At 54.4% G+C, this 17,041-nt stretch carries 16 protein-coding genes; all 16 read right to left on the minus strand.

Annotated elements, in window-relative coordinates:
* Positions 1–22: 22 nt before the first annotated feature.
* The 16 genes from ONB24_03705 to purF all read right to left on the minus strand — a co-directional run bounded on the left by ONB24_03705 (position 23) and on the right by purF (position 17,037).
* The gene (locus ONB24_03705) at positions 23–1,270 is read right to left on the minus strand and encodes an ABC transporter permease (GenBank protein ID MDZ7315208.1); all 1,248 of its coding nucleotides are present in this window, start codon (positions 1,268–1,270) and stop codon (positions 23–25) included.
* 79 nt (positions 1,271–1,349) lie between these two features.
* Complete coding sequence (locus ONB24_03710; protein MDZ7315209.1) at positions 1,350–2,588, minus strand: ABC transporter permease; 1,239 nt, start codon at positions 2,586–2,588, stop codon at positions 1,350–1,352.
* Positions 2,589–2,598: 10 nt separating this feature from the next.
* Positions 2,599–3,702, minus strand: a complete 1,104-nt coding sequence (locus ONB24_03715) for an efflux RND transporter periplasmic adaptor subunit (GenBank protein ID MDZ7315210.1) — start codon at positions 3,700–3,702, stop codon at positions 2,599–2,601.
* A 126-nt stretch (positions 3,703–3,828) separates the two neighbouring features.
* The gene (locus ONB24_03720; protein MDZ7315211.1) at positions 3,829–4,689 is read right to left on the minus strand and encodes an RNA polymerase sigma factor RpoD/SigA; all 861 of its coding nucleotides are present in this window, start codon (positions 4,687–4,689) and stop codon (positions 3,829–3,831) included.
* 233 nt (positions 4,690–4,922) lie between these two features.
* On the minus strand, positions 4,923–5,951 hold the full coding sequence (ltaE, locus tag ONB24_03725; protein ID MDZ7315212.1) for a low-specificity L-threonine aldolase: 1,029 nt from the start codon (positions 5,949–5,951) through the stop codon (positions 4,923–4,925).
* An 11-nt stretch (positions 5,952–5,962) separates the two neighbouring features.
* Entirely contained in the window at positions 5,963–7,528 is a 1,566-nt protein-coding gene (gene purH, locus ONB24_03730) for a bifunctional phosphoribosylaminoimidazolecarboxamide formyltransferase/IMP cyclohydrolase (protein MDZ7315213.1), read from the minus strand.
* 52 nt (positions 7,529–7,580) lie between these two features.
* Positions 7,581–8,222 carry a phosphoribosylglycinamide formyltransferase gene (purN, locus tag ONB24_03735; GenBank protein MDZ7315214.1) on the minus strand — a complete coding sequence of 214 codons (642 nt, stop codon included), beginning with the start codon at positions 8,220–8,222 and terminating at the stop codon, positions 7,581–7,583.
* Positions 8,219–9,163, minus strand: a complete 945-nt coding sequence (locus ONB24_03740; protein ID MDZ7315215.1) for an LD-carboxypeptidase — start codon at positions 9,161–9,163, stop codon at positions 8,219–8,221. Before ONB24_03740 ends, purN begins: the two co-directional genes overlap by 4 nt.
* Before the next feature lie 72 nt (positions 9,164–9,235).
* A complete protein-coding gene (locus tag ONB24_03745) occupies positions 9,236–10,492 on the minus strand; it encodes a GWxTD domain-containing protein (GenBank protein MDZ7315216.1) in 1,257 nt (418 codons plus the stop codon).
* A gap of 57 nt (positions 10,493–10,549) precedes the next feature.
* Entirely contained in the window at positions 10,550–11,815 is a 1,266-nt protein-coding gene (gene rimO / locus ONB24_03750; protein ID MDZ7315217.1) for a 30S ribosomal protein S12 methylthiotransferase RimO, read from the minus strand.
* On the minus strand, positions 11,812–12,711 hold the full coding sequence (gene ftsY, locus ONB24_03755; GenBank protein MDZ7315218.1) for a signal recognition particle-docking protein FtsY: 900 nt from the start codon (positions 12,709–12,711) through the stop codon (positions 11,812–11,814). The genes rimO and ftsY overlap by 4 nt, the downstream gene beginning before the upstream one ends.
* Positions 12,704–13,315, minus strand: a complete 612-nt coding sequence (gene pgsA, locus ONB24_03760) for a CDP-diacylglycerol--glycerol-3-phosphate 3-phosphatidyltransferase (GenBank protein ID MDZ7315219.1) — start codon at positions 13,313–13,315, stop codon at positions 12,704–12,706. The genes ftsY and pgsA overlap by 8 nt, the downstream gene beginning before the upstream one ends.
* Before the next feature lie 10 nt (positions 13,316–13,325).
* Positions 13,326–14,498 carry an NAD(P)/FAD-dependent oxidoreductase gene (locus tag ONB24_03765; protein ID MDZ7315220.1) on the minus strand — a complete coding sequence of 391 codons (1,173 nt, stop codon included), beginning with the start codon at positions 14,496–14,498 and terminating at the stop codon, positions 13,326–13,328.
* Entirely contained in the window at positions 14,482–14,688 is a 207-nt protein-coding gene (locus tag ONB24_03770; GenBank protein MDZ7315221.1) for a 4Fe-4S binding protein, read from the minus strand. The genes ONB24_03765 and ONB24_03770 overlap by 17 nt, the downstream gene beginning before the upstream one ends.
* Positions 14,688–15,638, minus strand: coding sequence for a UbiA family prenyltransferase (locus tag ONB24_03775; protein ID MDZ7315222.1), 951 nt, complete (start codon positions 15,636–15,638; stop codon positions 14,688–14,690). The genes ONB24_03770 and ONB24_03775 overlap by 1 nt, the downstream gene beginning before the upstream one ends.
* Complete coding sequence (gene purF / locus ONB24_03780) at positions 15,631–17,037, minus strand: amidophosphoribosyltransferase (protein ID MDZ7315223.1); 1,407 nt, start codon at positions 17,035–17,037, stop codon at positions 15,631–15,633. The genes ONB24_03775 and purF overlap by 8 nt, the downstream gene beginning before the upstream one ends.
* Positions 17,038–17,041 lie beyond the last annotated feature (4 nt).

Below are 17,041 nucleotides of genomic sequence, written 5' to 3' on the forward strand. Positions count from 1 at the left end.
GCTTTGTCTCTTGATTCCTTTTCTATTCATAGCGCAAGGCCTCCACAGGATCAACGGAGGCCGCTTTGCGCGCGGGAAAGAGTCCGGAAAAGAGTCCAACCAGTGTGAGAATGCAGACCGCCGTCAGAACGACGGCTGACGAAAGCATCGGCCGACCCAGAAACTGCATGGCACCGTCGCCGCTTATCGGAATCATGCGCACAAGTCGGACGACGGCAACGGAAATCAGCAGGCCGAGGCTGCCGCCGATAAAGCTCATTAGTAAAGACTCGAAAACGAACTGAAAAATAATGTGGCGGCGTTTTGCGCCGACAGCCCGCTTGATGCCGATTTCACGGGTTCGCTCCTTGGCGACGACGTACATGATATTGGCGACCCCGACGCCGGCAATCACCAGAGTCATGCCGCCGATGGCCCCGAGAAAGATGTTGAGACCCGTGAACACCTTGGCACCCTGACGCTCGGCCTCGACCATATCCCAAATGTAAAGCGCCCGTTCGTCCTTGGGATCAAAGAGATACTTGCGACCAAGGATCTCTTTGACTCGGTTGATGACGCGCTGGGTCTCCAGAGGACTGCGCGCATGCAGGATCAGTTCGCCGATATAACGATTGCCGTAGAGCGTCTGGAACGTCGTGAACGGAATGATGGCTCGACGATCGTCCGGACCGTTGTTCATGGCCGTCTGCAGCTTTTTCGGCATGGTGCCGATCACCGTGAAGGGGATGCCGTCGATGGTGATCACCTCGCCGACTGGATTTTCCCGACCGCAGATTTCTTTGGCTATCTCGCCCCCCAGAAAAACCACCCGCCGCCGCTCTTTCAGATCCTCTTCATTGATGAATCTGCCGCCCGGCGCCGGAAACATGCGTCGCAGTACCTCGAACTGCGGCCAAACCCCTTCCATATGCGTGTAGGAAGCGGCCTGACCCTTGCGCAGCTGCACGCCGCGATCGAGAGTAGGATGCGCAAGATCGACTTCCGGTATTGCCCGCAGCAAATGCCAGGCGTCCTCTTCCACCAGGTTGATGCTTCGTCCCGTCGGAAGACCGGCATATTTCAATGACGTTTCGCCGCCCCAAATGCGGATAATGCGATCGCCCGCATTCAGCAGGCTTTCGCGCATCCGAAACCCCAGGCCGGTGCCGAAGGCCATCAGCAGGACGACCGCCAGCGTTCCCCAGGTAATCGCCGTTATCGTCAAAAAGGCACGCAGCTTTTGCCGCTTGAGGTCTTGAATAAATTCCCGGATCAATAAAACGATCTGCATAAATCCCTCTGAAAAAAACGCCTTTCAGCAGGCCGCTTTCAAGTAAATTAACCTTTAACAATAAAGCTGAACAATCGGCTTAGTACCTGAGGCATTCGACGACCTGCAATCGCGCTGCCCGTCGGGCCGGAAAATAGCCGGCCATAAAGCCGACCGTTGCCAAAACAGCGACGGAGATCAACACCACCGACCAGGAGAGCTGCGGATGACCAACGTACTCTTTAATCGGCAGCAGAGAAATCAAGCGAATAAAAACTAAAGCCAGGAGAAATCCCGCCAGGGCGCCGATCGCGATGATTATGAACGCCTCAACGAGGAATTCGCTCATGATCAGGCGCTGTTTGGCTCCGACCGACCTCTTGATGCCGATTTCGCGCGTCCGTTCTTGAACCACAACGTACATGATGTTCGCCAGTCCAATACCGCCGACCATCAGGGTCAGGGCGCCGATCAGCCCAAGAAAGATCTGAAAGCCGAGAGAAAAGTAATATATGAATTTGTCCATCTCGGTGGTATCCCAAATACCGAGAGCGTTCTTATCGGTGGGGTCAAAGACATAGCGCCTGCCGAGCACCTGGTAGATTTTATCCCGCACGATCTCGTTTCGGGTGGGATCCTGAATTTGATAGACGAAATTGCTCAGATAACGCCACCCGTAAAGCGATTCAAAGGTGGTCGAGGGGATGAAAACGCGGTCCTGATCGCGATAGGAATAGCTTGAAGGCTGGGTCTTTTTTTTCAAAACGCCGATGACGGTAAACGGGGTCTCACCGATGAATACGGTTTTGCCGACGGCGTCGGCATTCTCGCCGAAGAGCAGGTCGCGAATGGCATTGCCGAGAAAGACCACCCGCCGCTTTTCCGCCATATCCATTTCATTGATCCAACGGCCGCCGTCACATTCGATGATGTTTCGCATCAGGCCGTATTCCGGCATGACGCCGGTCACCGGCGGTTTGGCGATGCGGTCGCCGTTGCGGATCGGCCGTTCGTAATAAATGTATTCCCCACTGATGGCGCTGAACTCGCCGATCTCGCGACGAAGCAGCTCGATGTCGGCCATCGTAAAGCGAATCCTACGGCCGTAATTGTATCCCTGCCACGCTTTGGTGGTCGTTCCCGGCCATACGATGGCGATCCGTTCGCCCATGCCGTGCATATTTTTCTTCATCGATTTTTCGACGCCGGTGCCGAAAGACAAGAGAAGCACCACCGTCATCGTTCCCCACACCAGCCCGAACAGGGTCATAAAGGTGCGCGACTTGTACTGGCGCAGATAGAGAAATATCTGACGAATTGTATCCTGTAAATCGAGCATAAGCTCTTCCCTAGATAATCTCTCGGGTTTCCTTATCCAACACCTCCTGCCCTTCCTGTAGACCTTCAAGAATCTCCACGGTTATGGCATCGCTAAGGCCTGTTTTGATCAAAACTTTTTCTTTCTCCTTTTCGCCTTTGGGAACAAAGACATAGGTGGAATCACCGGCAAAGGTGACGACTCGCTCCGGCAGGGATAGAACGCTGTCGTGCTTGGCGATGATAATGGATGCATTGGCTGAATAACCGGCACGCAGCACGGCGCCGTCGGTCTCGGTTATGACGATCTCGATGGGAAAGACCGTCTGGTTGTCCTGTTTTTGCGCCTTGAGGGAGATCAACTTTACGCGACCCTTGACCTTTTTGCCAGGCAGGGCGCCAATCTGCAGCTCAGCCGGCATTCCCTCGGTAATCTTGCCGACATCGATTTCATCCACTGTACCTTTGAAAAGCAAATCCTTCATGTCGGCCATGCGCAGCAGCGGTGTGCCGGGTTGATAGGACGTCAAAGGTACGACCGGATCGCCGATATTAACAAGCTTTTCCAAGATATAGCCGCTGATCGGCGCTTTGACGACCGTCTCTACGGTCATTCCAGAAGAGCGTACCTTGCCTTTCTCGATCAACTGCAGCTGTTCCTGAGCCGATTTGAGTCGCAACTGAGCTTCGTCATAGCGGCGCTTCAAATCTTCATACTCGCGATCGGAGAGCAGGCCTTTCTCCTTCATAACCTGCTGGCGGGCCAACTCTTTCTGCAGGCTGCCGGTTTCAATTTGCAGGATCTCCACTTCTCTTCTCGCCTGCACCAACTCTAAGGGAGTCGGGTCGGGATTGATTTCGACGACGACCTGTCCTTTTTCGACATAGTCTCCGGCTTCAACATACAATCTGCCGACCACTCCGCTCACTTTGGCTTTGACGGCAATCTCATTGATGGGTTCGATGGCGCCGACGGCCAACGCTTTCTGAACAATCGTCTTGCGTTCGACCTTGACCGTTTTGCGCGGGGTGCCGTTGTTTTCCGTTTTGTTCTTTATGAGGCCGAAAGCGACTCCGATAAGAACAACGGCAGCCGCGCCGATCCAAAAGAACCGTTTACGCTTCTTGCTTTTCATTCTTTTCCTCCGCAGGCATTCAGAGCAGTTTAATCGAACAGAAGACAAAACGATATACGCAGGAAAGGAATCGAGGTTACACAAAAGGCAGGGAAATAAAAAAGCCCTCGTGGAGAGGGCTCGAGATTATCCAAGATATTTTCTTAAAGGATCCAAACGCGATCGATGCCGAAGTCGGCGCAAAGCCTTTTCTTTGATTTGACGAACTCGTTCGCGGGTCAATTCAAAGTACTCGCCGATCTCCTCGAGGGTCAGCGGCCGATCGCCGTCCAATCCAAAGTAGAGCTTGACGATTTCCGCCTCCCGAGGTTTGAGCGTGCTGAGCACTTTTTCGATCTCTTCCCGTAAGGACTCGCGCATCAGCTTACCGTCGGGCGGCTCATAACGATCGCTTTCAAGCACGTCCAACAGGCTGTTGCCTTCGTCTTCCTTGAACGGCTCATCCAAAGAGAGATGCCGCGCCGAAGTTTTGATGACGTCGGCCACGTCATGATCGCTCATTTCCATGCGGTCGGCAATTTCCGCCATGCTCGGCTCGCGGCCGAATTCTTTTTCCAGCTCTTCCAGGGCGCGGCCGACTTTATTGATGGCGCCGACGCGGTTGAGCGGGAGACGCACAACGCGCGACTGCTCTGCCAACGCCTGCAAAATCGACTGGCGAATCCACCAGACGGCGTAGGAAATAAATTTAAAGCCGCGTGTTTCGTCGAAACGTTGCGCCGCTTTAATCAGGCCCAAGTTGCCCTCGCTGATCAAATCCTGAAGCGGCAAACCTTGCCCCTGATACTCTTTGGCCACGCTGATCACAAAGCGAAGGTTGGCCTTGACCAGTTCATCCAACGCCTGCGTGTCGCCCTGATGAATTCGACAGGCCAGCTCGATTTCCTTTTCCGGCGGTAAGGGCGAATAATTGCCGATTTCTTCAAGGTACTTTTCGATGGACTCTTTAGTCCGTACCTCTTTTTGTTTTTTAGATTTTTTATTCATGCGGCTTTTGCGTACCTGATCGTGTGGAAGCTGTGATCTCTTTTCGACTTTATTTTCGATGATCGTGATCTGATAAAAAACCGAGGCATAAAGGACTCAAGGTGATGATTTGTAGGCAATGCCGAATATGCGCATCATATAATTTACAAAAAAATTAATCAAAAATCAATTTTAGATTTACCTAAACCCAATCTTTTTGATGCCTATAATACAAAAAAGTTGCTCTTTTTATTTCAAGAAAGCAATCTTCCGATTGCCTTTACGGCATATTCTAATCCTTGATCGTCGACATCCAAATGGGTTACAAAACGAACCCTGTATTCGGAAATCGGCAAAGCAAGAACGCCGTTTTCCTGCAGCTCTCTGCAGAACTGCGGAGCGGATTTTCTCCCCTTTAGTTCTGCAATGACGATGTTGGTTTGCGTTGCGGCCAAGTCGACTAAAGCTCCGTGTTCATTTAAAAACTCGGCCAAAGCTCTTGCCCGCCGATGATCCTCGGCCAATCTCTCAATGTGATGATCCAGAGCATATAATGCCGCGGCCGCCAGGATGCCCGCCTGCCGCATGCCGCCGCCCTGGGCTTTGCGTCGTCGGTGAGCCCGTTCGATGAATTCCGCCGATCCGACCAGGATCGAACCGACCGGCGCTCCGAGGCCTTTGGAAAAACAGAGGGAAACTGAATCGGCCGTTCTGCACCATTCCGCTAAAGGGATTCCGGTCGCAACTACGGCATTCCACAGCCTCGCGCCGTCCATATGAACGGTCAGGCCGCGTTCATCGGCCAAAGCACGAATGCGACGCAGCTCGGACAGCGGGAAAACGGCGCCGCCGGCACGATTATGCGTATTTTCCACCTCGATCAGAGCCGTGCGGGGATAATGATGATCCGCCGGGCGAATCGCCTCGGCAATTTGCTGCGCCGTTATAACGCCCCGCTCGCCTTTAAGCGGATGCAGTTGTACACCCGAAAGCTGCGCAGCTCCTGCGCCTTCATAATTGAAAATATGGCAGCCGTACTCGCAGATCACCTCATCGCCGGGTTTGGTATGCACAAATAACGCGATTTGGTTGCTCATCGTGCCGCTCGGTACGAACAAAGCGGCCTCTTTGCCGGTCATTTCGGCGACGCGACGTTGCAGCTCGTTGATCATCGGATCTTCGCCGAAAACGTCGTCACCCACCGGCGCGGAGGCCATTGCTTCCCGCATTGCCGCCGTCGGCTTGGTGACCGTATCGCTGCGCAAATCAACTATTTGCCGCATAAGTGGCCTCATTAATGGCGAAAATGCCGTCTGCCGGTAAACACCAAGGCCATGCCGTGTTCGTCGGCAGCTTGAATGACCTCATCGTCGCGCACGGAACCGCCCGGTTCGATGACCGCGGTCGCTCCGGCGCGAGCCGCCGTATCGATGCCGTCTCGGAACGGGAAAAAGGCATCGGAGGCGACCACTGAGCCTTTTAAACTCAAACCTGCGGCCGCCGCTTTTTCGGCTGCAATCCTGGCCGAATCGACGCGCGACATTTGTCCGGCGCCGATGCCCAGGGTTCTATTTTCGTTCACATAGACTATGGCATTGCTTTTCACCCATTTGGCGACGCGCCAGCCGAATTCCATCGCACGGCGCTCGGCTTCAGTGGGTTGGCGTTTGCTGACCACTTTCCACTCACTCGGCGGCGAGGAACCCAGGTCGCGATCCTGCACCAACAGGCCGCCGTCGACGCTGCGGATATCCCACGCCTGCGGGGGCATTTCGACAGGCCATTCGATCAGCCTTAAATTCTTTTTCTTGGTCAATATTTCCAGAGCTTCGGCAGAGAAGGCAGGCGCCACGACGACTTCGGTAAACACCTCGGCAATTTTGGCGGCAACGGCGGCTCCGATCTCGCGGTTTGCAGCGACAATGCCGCCGAATGCGGAGACCGGATCGGTGCTTAATGCCAGGTCGTAGGCCTCGGCAAGGTCGTCGGCCAGGGCGGCCCCGCAGGGGTTGGTGTGTTTGATGATCGCAACGGCAGGCTGCTGAAATTCAAGCACCAGACCAATTGCCGCGCTCAGATCAAGGAGGTTATTGTAGGAAAGCTCTTTGCCGTGAAGTTGCCGCGCCGCGGCAATGCCGTGCACCGGCTTTGCCCGCTCGACATAAAAAGCCGCCCGTTGGTGCGGATTTTCTCCGTAACGAAGATCCATAGATTTAACCAGATCCAACGAGAAAAAGGACGGCATGCGATCCTTTTCCTCTTTTGATAGCCCAGCCAAATAGGATCCGATGGCTTGATCGTAAGCAGCGGTACGGCGAAAAGCCTCGAGGGCGAACTTTTGCCGCAGGCCTAAAGAAACGCCGCCGTTATTGGAAATAAGATCCTGTGACAGCTCACTATATTGAGAAGGATCCACAACCACCGTGACGGCGGTAAAATTCTTTGCCGCGGCCCGGATCATGCACGGACCACCGATATCGATATTCTCCAGCGCCGTTTCGAGCGTGACATCAGGTTGAGCTGTTGTTTTTTCGAACGGATAGAGATTGACCACTACCAAATCTATGAGGCCAATGTGATACTCGGCCAGTTCGGCCAGCTGTTCGGCGGTTCTTTTGGCCAAGATCCCGCCGTGAATGGCCGGATGCAGCGTCTTGACGCGTCCGCCGAGAATTTCGGGGAAACGGGTGATTTCGGATACCGGCACGACCGAAATGCCGGCCTCGTGTAAGGTTTTAAATGTGCCGCCGGTAGAGATGATTTCCACATTGAACTGACGCAACAGCTGAGCCAATTCCAACAGACCGGTTTTGTCGTGCACGCTCAAAAGTGCCCGCTTGATCGGTATAGTCGTGTCCACAGTTTTTCCTTTCTTGTTTGCTTTTCTGCGATTCCTGACCGAAACGGTTTGTTTACTCTTTAGGAAGAATCTTGACCCTCCTGCCTTCGATGCGGATTCGATCTTTGGCGAAAAGTTGAATGGCCTCGGAATAAATTTCGTGCTCGACCTTCAGCACGCGGGCAGCCAAAGTCTCAGCATCGTCGTCATCCATGACCGGCACGCATCGCTGCAGTACCGGAGGACCGGTATCGTATTCCGCATCGACCAAATGCACCGTGACTCCCGTCACTTTACAGCCATAGTCGATAACCGCCTGGTGAACAAAATGGCCGTACATGCCTTTGCCGCCGAAAGCCGGAAGGAGAGCGGGATGGATATTCAGGATTCGATGCTGAAAAGCCCGTACGATTCGTTCCGGTACGATTTTCATATAACCGGCCAGAACTACCAGTTCGGCGCCGCACTCCTGCAAAAGCCGTAGTCCCGTTTCTTCATATTCTTCGTCGCTGTCAAACTGTCGACGCGACCAGTGATGGGCAGGGATTCCTTCTGCGCGGGCAATTTCCAGCGCGCCGGCATTGCCGTTATTGCTGATGACGGCGACGACGCGGGCATCGAGCGTGCCCTTGCGAATATGATCGAGGATGGCCTGCAGATTGGAGCCGCGGCCCGAGGCCAAGACCGCCAAACGAAGAGGTTCTGCTCGTTTCATACTGTTGCCGATTCCAATAAAGTGATTGTTCCGCGATTCGCATCCATTTTGGCGCGAACACCGAAAGGCAGCGTCAGCCGCTGCGGAAAATGGCCGTAAGGCAAACCGCAAAAGATCGGAATACCGGTCGAGGACAAATGCTCGTAAGCGACCTCCGCAAGCTCTTCCATCGACACCGCCGGTTCGCCGACAAACGTACCAAAAACGACGCCGCTTACTCCTTTCAAGGCGCCGGAGAGACGCAGCTGCGTCAGAAAACGGTCGATGCGATACAGCGGCTCGCCGACGTCTTCAAGAACCAGGAGGGTGCCGCTTAGGTCGGGCATGAACGGCGTACCTAAAAGCGAAACCAGAATCGAAAGACAGCCGCCGAGCAGTATTCCTTCCGACACACCGCCGATTACGGTTCGAAAAGTCGGCGACTCTAAAACCACCCCGGCAGTGTCTCGGCAAAGCATCGTGCGCCAGAGTTCCAGACTATCTTCTGACGCTTCCGCGAGCTCGACCGCCATAAGGCCGGAAAAAGTGACCAGCTGTGACCGTAGATAAAACGCCGCCTGCAGCGCCGTCCCGTCGCTAAATCCTATGAAAATTTTTGGATTTTGCCGAACCGCCTTATAGTCGACGGCATCCAGAATGCGGCCGGCGCCGAAGCCGCCGCGCGAACAGAGCACCGCTTTCACGGTCGGATCGCGCAGCATTTCGTTCAGATCGGCGACACGATCCGCATCTTCTCCGGCCAGGTATCTTTTTCGATCGAAAAGCCGACGGCCGGTCCGCACCCTGAAGCCCATTTCCTGCAGCCGCACGATTCCGCTTTCGAGGCGCAGGATCCTGTCGTCATTCAAAAAGCCGGACGGCGAAACAATACCGATGAGGTCTCCGACCTGGACTCGGGGCGGCTTTTGAATGCGGTTACAAAAGCGCTTCAGAGACTTCATCGGCAGACGACCGTTACAAATGAGCAATGCGGTCCGGCAAGCCCGTTCGAAATCCTCCAAACCCCAAGCGGCCTACCAGCGGATGAAGCGTTGCAGTTCATACAGCGAAACCGGATTGAGCAGTTCGTAATCACCGTAACCGCTGCGATCGAAAAACTGAAATTGGCGGTTGATCGAGTAATACTGCCAGATTTGATACGGTTTGGAGTTGGACGGATAGTCGTTGCGGATCACCTCGTCGGGCGGCCCAAGGATGATAAACACAAGGCCGCGATCGGTTCGCCAGCCCTCGCGCCCCATGACGGTAAAAGTTTCGTTGGCGTAATTGATGCGCTGATAGTAGGCTTCCATCGCTTCGTTGTATTCGGTGCCTGGCGACGGATCCCGCACAGCCCAAAAGCGCGAAAAGGCTTCAACCTGATTTTCTTTGGCCGAGCGCTTGAGTTTTTTCCACTCTTCCGGTGAAGCAATAATCTGGAGCTGCTGAATGGCTAAATTCAAATCTTTGGCGTTACGTGGTAATCCCGGCCAACGGATAAAGAACTCTTTTTTCGTTTCGGCTTTACGGTTCCCATCCGAAACTTTGATCGCCAGGCGGTATCCGTCGTGCTGCAGACTGTCGATCGGCAGAGGGAGGGCTATGGCGGTCCTCAGACCCTGCAACGGCAGAATAAAATCGCGCTTGACCGCGACGCCGCTTTTCTCGCCGGTGATTTCATAATGTATCTCCACAGGCCGCTCGGCTTTTTGCGCATAAACCTCGAAATAGGCAAACGAGGGTGAGGCCAGACCTTTATAGGGGTTGGTTACTTCCGGCACAATGCTTTCGACGCGGCCGTCCTTCATTTCGACGCGTCTGGCAAAAGAGATGTCGCTGAGCGCGAGCGGCGCGCGGGAAAAATCCTCGACGCGAAAGCGATCGGTCACGGACAGAGACTTCCCTGTTGCATAATCTTCTCTCGTCAGTGTCAGGCGATATTCTCCGGGCGGCAGATCGAATGTGATGCCGGCCAAGTCAACTTCGTTGCGGCTGTTGGTACGGTCATAGCTGCCGACAGTGACTTTTTGCTTCCAGGTCTTGCCGTCGACTTGATCCTTGCCCTGATAAATAATGGCCGAAAGCTGGTACTCCGCCTGAAAGCCGCTGTCGGCTTTAACAAACTGCAGATCATCGAACACGGTCTCGACGGAAATGCTCGTCAGGCTGTGGTCCAATCGATCCTTGGCGGCAAACACGGCGACATCGTGATGAATGGGCGGCGGGCCGATTTCCGCTGCCTGCAGAAAGCCGAGCAGCGCAATAGACAGCCAAAAACGCAATACCTTCATACTAATGACCTCATAAAATTTCCATTTCTTTTCACGTGCCTAAACCGTGTAAAGTTCCTAATCGATTATTTCCCCTCGCAGATCGAACAGTTCAAAGTCGGTTATCTTGACCGTGCGGAATTCACCTGCTGCAACAATTGGCGGGAGAAGAATATTGCCGTCTATATCCGGTGCCTGGTAAGAGCTGCGCGCATAAGCGATACCGCTTTGTGCATCGTTTTCATCGACCAGGACGCGGACGGTCCTGCCGATCCATTCGGCGTTGCGTTCTTCGGCGATTTCGATCTGCCGCCGCATAATTTCCTGCTGTCGCTCCAGCTTGACTTCTTCCGGCACGTCGTCTTTGATGCGGTAGGCGCGCGTACCCTCTTCGCGGGAGTAGGTGAATACGCCCAGATGATCAAAGCGGACCGTTTCGACAAAATCGATCAGTTCTTCAAAATCACGATCGGTCTCGCCGGGAAAACCGACGAGCAGAGTGGTCCGCAGCGCAATATTGGGAACACGGCGGCGCAGACGATCAATCAGCTCTTCGATTTGAGCGCGGGTAGTTTTGCGGTTCATGCGCTGAAGAAGAGCATCAGAAATATGCTGAATCGGAATGTCGGCATAAGGAACGACTTTTTCGAAATCGCCAAAGGCTTCGATAAGCCGATCGCTCCAATGCGCCGGATGCGTGTACATCAATCGAATCCACTGGACGCCGGGAACAGTCTCAAGGCGGGCGAGCAGCTGCGGCAGGTCGATGCCGTCCTCATCTCGGTAGTTTGTCGTATCCTGAGCAATGATCAGCAGCTCTTTGACGCCCTGCTCCGCCAGACGATGCGCTTCGGCAAGGATCTCTGCAGCCGGCCGGCTGCGATAGCCGCCCTTGATGAGCGGAATGGCGCAATAGGCGCAACGATTGTCGCAGCCCTCGGCGATGCGCAGATAAGCATAATGGGAAGGCGAAAGCAGACGGCGACCCTGGGGTCTGACGGGGAGCTTTAGATATCGGCGGATTTCTTCAGCAGTTAGTTCAGCTTCGCGGGTATCGACAAAGTGATCGACTTCGGGTATGAGAGCTTTGATTTTGTCGCGATAACGCTGGGGCAGACAGCCGGAAACGATGATCTTCAGCTCGGGATGTTTTTCTTTAACGCTGACCGCCTCGAAAATGGCGTCAATGGATTCACGCTTGGCACTTTCGATAAACGCGCAAGTGTTGATGATTACGGCGTCTGCGTCTTGCAATTGGGCAGTCTCAACCGATAAACTACCGAGAATAATTTCCAAGTCGACCTGATTTTTAGGGCAACCGAGATTGATAAAGGCTGTTTTCACTGAAATAATGCATCGACAAAGGTTTTGGGATCAAAAGGAGCGAGGTCGTCGATCTGCTCGCCGACGCCGATAAATTTGACGGGCAGGCCGAGTTCCTGCGAGATGGAAAAGACAATGCCGCCTTTGGCCGTTCCGTCTAATTTAGTCAGGACCAGGCCGGTTACACCCGCCGCCTCGAGGAATTGCTTTGCCTGGGTCAGGCCGTTGCGGCCGGTGGCGGCGTCGAGCACCAACAGCACCTCGTGCGGCGCCTCGGCATCCTGCCGTTTCAGCACGCGATGAATCTTGGCCAGCTCGGCCATCAAGTTGGATTTGGTATGAAGACGTCCGGCGGTGTCAATGAGCAGCACGTCACAGTCGCGCGCGACGGCGGCTTTGAGGGCGTCAAAAGCGACGGCGGCCGGATCGGCACCGGGTTGGGTGCGGATCAGCTCGGCGCCTGCCCTTTCCGCCCAAATCTGCAGTTGATCGATCGCAGCGGCGCGAAACGTATCGGCGGCGGCCAGAAGCACTTTTTTGCCTTGCGCACGGTAGTAGTGCGCAAGCTTGCCGATGGTTGTCGTCTTGCCGGAGCCGTTGACGCCGACGACGCTGACCACCCATGGTTTTTTGGTCGGCGGCGTCAAAGACGAGACCTGCAGCTGCTCCTGCAGCACTCCCTTTAACTGCTCGACGAGATCGCCTGCTGCGTCCTGTTCTCTTAATCTGCGACGAAGCGAAGCAATGACCCTCTCGGCGGTGTCCACACCGATATCGCTTAACAAGAGCAATTCCTCGAGCTCTTCCATTTGCGACTCGTCGATTACACGACCGCCGGTGATGCGCGCCAATCCTTCGACAAATCCTTGCCGCGTCTTGGCAAGGCCCTGGGTAAATTTGGCCAGCAGGTCAAACATGCTTTACCGGTTCGACAGCCGCTCTTTTATGTTTGGAAAGACGCCTCAGCTCGTCATAATACTTGTGAACGTAGCCGATGACGGTCATCGGCACCAACACCAGAGAAATGTACATCAGCGCCTGCTTGATGTAGGGCAGATTGAGGGTGTAGGTAATGATCACCAAGGCAAAAACAGTGGCGGTAGTTTTGCCGAGCATGTTGGATTCGATAACAAGCCGTTTTTTGGAAATGACTACGGTTCCGCCGAGAAGAAGGAACAGGTCTCGGCAAATGACCACGGTGACATACCAAAACGGCAGACCTTTTTGCGCCGTCAGCACCAGCATGGCGGCGTCCACGCTGATCTTGTCGATCAAGGGATCGAGCATACGGCCGAGATCGCTCTTTTTGTTCAACCGGCGGGCCAGGTAACCGTCGAGAAAATCGGTGCAGCAGGCGGCAAGCATAAAAATGAGCGCCAGCATGTCCCCTTGCCGTGTGCCTTGCCAGAGGAAAAAGAGGATGAACGGTAAAAAGACCAGCCGCAGCACGGTAAACAGGTTGGGCAAAGCGAATTTGTTTGTGTCTTCTTTGATGACTTGGATGATGCCGATCCTTTTCATAGAGTCCTTTTCAGGTAAACACTTTGACCGCATCCAGAATCAGCGACGGCCTTTTGACCAGGGCGGCACGAAAGAGCGTCAGCATGCTGCGCTTTGGGAGCGGGACCCCCAATGCGGCGCGGGCGATATCGTCCAGTTCTTCGTCGCTCAGCTTGTAAATATAGCTTTTTAATTTGTAAAATATCGCATGATTTTTTCCTTCCGACTTGGACCATTGCCGCGGATATTCCTGCAGGACTTTGGCGCCGACACTGCCCAAAGCAACAGCTTTGGCCGCCACTTGACCTGCGATCTTGCCCGCCAAGAGCGCCGAGACGATTCCGCCTCCGGTGATCGGATTGACCTGGTGAGCCGCATCGCCGACCAGCATGAGGCCGTCGGCAACGATCTGCTCGAGCGTTTGATCGCACGGAACACCGCCGATCACCGTGCTCAATACGGAGGCCTGCGGAAAGTGTTCCGCCATGAATTCCTGCAGATAGGCGATCGGCGGCTTTTCCCTTGCCGCCTCGCCGGAAATTCCGAGGCCGATGTTGGCCACGCCGTTGCCCTTGGGAAAAATCCACAGATAACCCTGCGGCGCCGTTCGATTGGAAAAATAAAGGTGCAAATGATCTTCGGAGGCGTCGATGTTTCCGGCTAAATACTGCGCGCAAGTCTCCATGTCGCACAGCTTGGTGCGGGTTTTGAGTCCCGCCCATCGTCCCACGCGCGATTCAACGCCGTCGGCGCCGATGACCACTTTGGCCGAGACGGTAAAGGTACGGCCCAAGCTCTTGAACTTGACGCCGGCAATACGGGATCCGTCGCGCAGCAGATCGAAAACATAAGCCTTTGTCAGGACATCGGCGCCGGCTGCAACAGCCCGCTGAGCCAAGTCATAGTCGAAAAGTTTGCGGTTTAGGATGTACCCCGTCTGATTGAAATCGAGCTCCACCTCTATACCGGACGGCGAGTGGAACATGACCTTGTTCACGCGATGCATAATCCAGCGCGGATCGATTTCTTCCAGAACGTTCTTTAAACCCGCTTCGGTAACGCCCTCTGCGCAGCGCACGGGTACACCGATATCACGATCCTTCTCCAACAAAAGTACCGACGCACCCCCAAGAGCAGCATGGCGGGCGGCGGCGGAGCCGGCCGGACCGGCGCCGACGACGATGACGTCATAACTGTTCTTCATCAACAGCCTCCATGGCGCGCACAGGACAGACAAAGACGCAGGCCAGACAACGCGTGCATCGCTCTTCGATTACTGAGAATTCGCTCTCTTCCAACTCAATGGCATCATGCGGACAGACGCCCACGCAGGTGCCGCAATAGTCGCACAAAGAGGGATCGTAAAGCAATTTTCCCGCAAAACGCCGCTGCATTATCGACCTCGAAAATTAGGATAATCAAAGTTGAACCGTTTTCGATAATAATAGCGTGTAGAGAAAAAGAGCACGATCAATAAAAGCAAAAATGCGGGAAAGAACAAGCACATCGTCAAGGCGAGAGCGGCAATGCCGGCTTTAAGGGTCACGACGGCAACTTCAACGGTTCTTTTAGAGAGCAGCCTAACCATAAAAAAACCGGTTACGGCCGATACGGTTGTCATGGTATAATTCTGCAGATAAACGGCAAGTGTCAATCCGATCGCCCAACAGGCGGCGCTGATCAAGATAGTAAAGCTTTTGCCGTAACGCACAGGAAAAGTGATTTTGCCGGCGGCAAGGTCGCCGTCATAGTCCGGCAGGGTGGTCAAAAAATAAAGCGCGGTATTGAAAAAGACATAAGGCAAAGAGGCAACGAACAACTCGATATCGAAAGGCACAATGAGCAGGCGGCCCAAAGCAAACGCCAGCCATCCCATCAGGATATTGGCCGTCAATCCTCCAAGGGGACGGTTTTTCAGGCTAAATGGACGGTAATTATAAAGCGCGCCGGTGATCAAAATAAAAATCACCGTGCAAAAAAGGAATTCTCTGCCTATTCGGGCTGCGGTAAGGAAGGAAAGCAGAAGAAGTAATCCCGCCTCGATCCGTGCCGCCTGCAGCGAAACCACACCTTCCCCAATAAGAAACAGCTTGTTGTTCTCTCGATCTGAATGTATATCCTGCAATTGATTGAGAATAAAACATCCGCCCATTGCCGCAGCAAAGCTCAACATGGCCAAAGCCAGACGGGGATGCCAATACAAGGGTGAGAACGCAGGCGGGGGAAAAAAAGGAACAAGTTGTTTAGGCCAAAATGCCGCGGCAAAACCTGCCAGTAAGGTGGCCCAGCCGGGGAAGAACAAAATTGGGCGGGTGAGGAAAAAGTAATCAGGCAGTCTATTCATGCTGGTATTTGCCGATGTTTTCTTCGACCGGGATCGGATAGTCGCCGGTAAAGCAAGCGGTGCAATAACCGCCATCTTCCATGGGGACGGAGTCGAGCAGGCCTTTGTGCGAAAGATAGCAAAGCGTATCACAGCCGAGATAGTCACGGATCTGCTCGACAGTTTTTTGATTGGCAATAAGTTCTTCACGACTGGGGAAATCCATACCGTAAAAGCAGGGAGCAATGATGGGCGGGGAGCTGACGCGTACGTGTACCTCGGCGGCTCCGGCTTGGCGAATCAGTCTGACGAGCTGGCGCAGCGTGGTGCCGCGCACGATCGAATCTTCGACAACGACCACCCGCCGACCCTTCAGCACACCCTTGACGGCGTTAAATTTCACCTTGACCCCGAAATCGCGCATCGGCTGCTGCGGGCTGATAAAGGTGCGGCCGATATAGTGATTGCGGATTAGGCCGATCTCGAACTTGATGCCCGAGCGGCGCGAGTAACCGACCGCGGCGGTGTTGCTCGAGTCCGGCACCGAAATGACAATGTCGGCATCGGCGGGACTCTCTAGCGCCAGGTTCTTGCCCAGTTTCCGCCGCACTTTATCGACGTTCTCGTTAAAGATGCGGCTGTCGGGACGGGAAAAATAGATGAACTCAAAGATGCAGCGGTGCCCGGAGGTGGGTTCGGCGAACCGACGGCTGATCAAGCCTTCGGCGGAGATTTCGAGCAGTTCTCCCGGCTGTATGTCGCGCACATATTCGGCGCTGATCAAATCGAGCGCACAGGTTTCGGAGACGACGATAAACGCGCCGTTCAGGGTCCCGAGGCAGAGCGGCCGCACGCCGTCCGGGTCGCGCATGGCAAAGATACGGTCCTGCAGCATGAGCGTAATCGAATAGGCGCCGCGAATTCGGTTAAGCGACTCGGCAATCTTTTCCGCTACGGTCGGCGCTTTTGAGCGGGCGATCAAATGGATAAGCACTTCGGTATCCGAAGTGGTCTGGAAGATCGAGCCGTTCTCTTCCAACTCACGCCGCAGAAGGCCCGAATTGGTGAAATTGCCGTTGTGACTGACGGCCAGAGGTCCAATCTTGGTGTTGGCGAGCAAGGGCTGTGCGTTGCTCACTGTCGTGCTGCCGGTCGTAGAGTAGCGGTTGTGGCCGACGGCGATGTGCCCTTTGAGTGAGCGCAGTAGGTTCTGATCGGCAAAGACGTCGGCAACCAGGCCGCGATCGACGTGCTTGTAAATGCGGCTGCCGTCGGAACTGACGATTCCCGCGCTCTCCTGGCCGCGGTGCTGAAGGGCATAAAGTCCTAAGTAAACCAAATGCGCAGCTTCCGAGTGATTAAAGACCGCGACAGTTCCGCAATTGGACTCTGGTTTATCTAACCTTTGTTCTGTTTTCATCCTG

Source organism: candidate division KSB1 bacterium (genome assembly GCA_034505495.1).
Lineage (GTDB): Bacteria > Zhuqueibacterota > Zhuqueibacteria > Residuimicrobiales > Krinioviventaceae > Fontimicrobium_A.

Excerpts from the sequence above, each read along its gene's own strand:
- ONB24_03705 (MDZ7315208.1), bottom strand. The coding sequence starts at position 1,270 with ATGCAGATCGTTTTATTGATCCGGGAATTTATTCAAGACCTCAAGCGG.
- ONB24_03710 (MDZ7315209.1), bottom strand. The coding sequence starts at position 2,588 with ATGCTCGATTTACAGGATACAATTCGTCAGATATTTCTCTATCTGCGC.
- ONB24_03715 (MDZ7315210.1), bottom strand. The coding sequence starts at position 3,702 with ATGAAAAGCAAGAAGCGTAAACGGTTCTTTTGGATCGGCGCGGCTGCC.
- ONB24_03720 (MDZ7315211.1), bottom strand. The coding sequence starts at position 4,689 with ATGAATAAAAAATCTAAAAAACAAAAAGAGGTACGGACTAAAGAGTCC.
- ltaE (MDZ7315212.1), bottom strand. The coding sequence starts at position 5,951 with ATGCGGCAAATAGTTGATTTGCGCAGCGATACGGTCACCAAGCCGACG.
- purN (MDZ7315214.1), bottom strand. The coding sequence starts at position 8,222 with ATGAAACGAGCAGAACCTCTTCGTTTGGCGGTCTTGGCCTCGGGCCGC.
- ONB24_03740 (MDZ7315215.1), bottom strand. The coding sequence starts at position 9,163 with ATGAAGTCTCTGAAGCGCTTTTGTAACCGCATTCAAAAGCCGCCCCGA.
- ONB24_03745 (MDZ7315216.1), bottom strand. The coding sequence starts at position 10,492 with ATGAAGGTATTGCGTTTTTGGCTGTCTATTGCGCTGCTCGGCTTTCTG.
- ftsY (MDZ7315218.1), bottom strand. The coding sequence starts at position 12,711 with ATGTTTGACCTGCTGGCCAAATTTACCCAGGGCCTTGCCAAGACGCGG.
- pgsA (MDZ7315219.1), bottom strand. The coding sequence starts at position 13,315 with ATGAAAAGGATCGGCATCATCCAAGTCATCAAAGAAGACACAAACAAA.
- ONB24_03765 (MDZ7315220.1), bottom strand. The coding sequence starts at position 14,498 with ATGAAGAACAGTTATGACGTCATCGTCGTCGGCGCCGGTCCGGCCGGC.
- ONB24_03770 (MDZ7315221.1), bottom strand. The coding sequence starts at position 14,688 with ATGCAGCGGCGTTTTGCGGGAAAATTGCTTTACGATCCCTCTTTGTGC.
- ONB24_03775 (MDZ7315222.1), bottom strand. The coding sequence starts at position 15,638 with ATGAATAGACTGCCTGATTACTTTTTCCTCACCCGCCCAATTTTGTTC.
- purF (MDZ7315223.1), bottom strand. The coding sequence starts at position 17,037 with ATGAAAACAGAACAAAGGTTAGATAAACCAGAGTCCAATTGCGGAACT.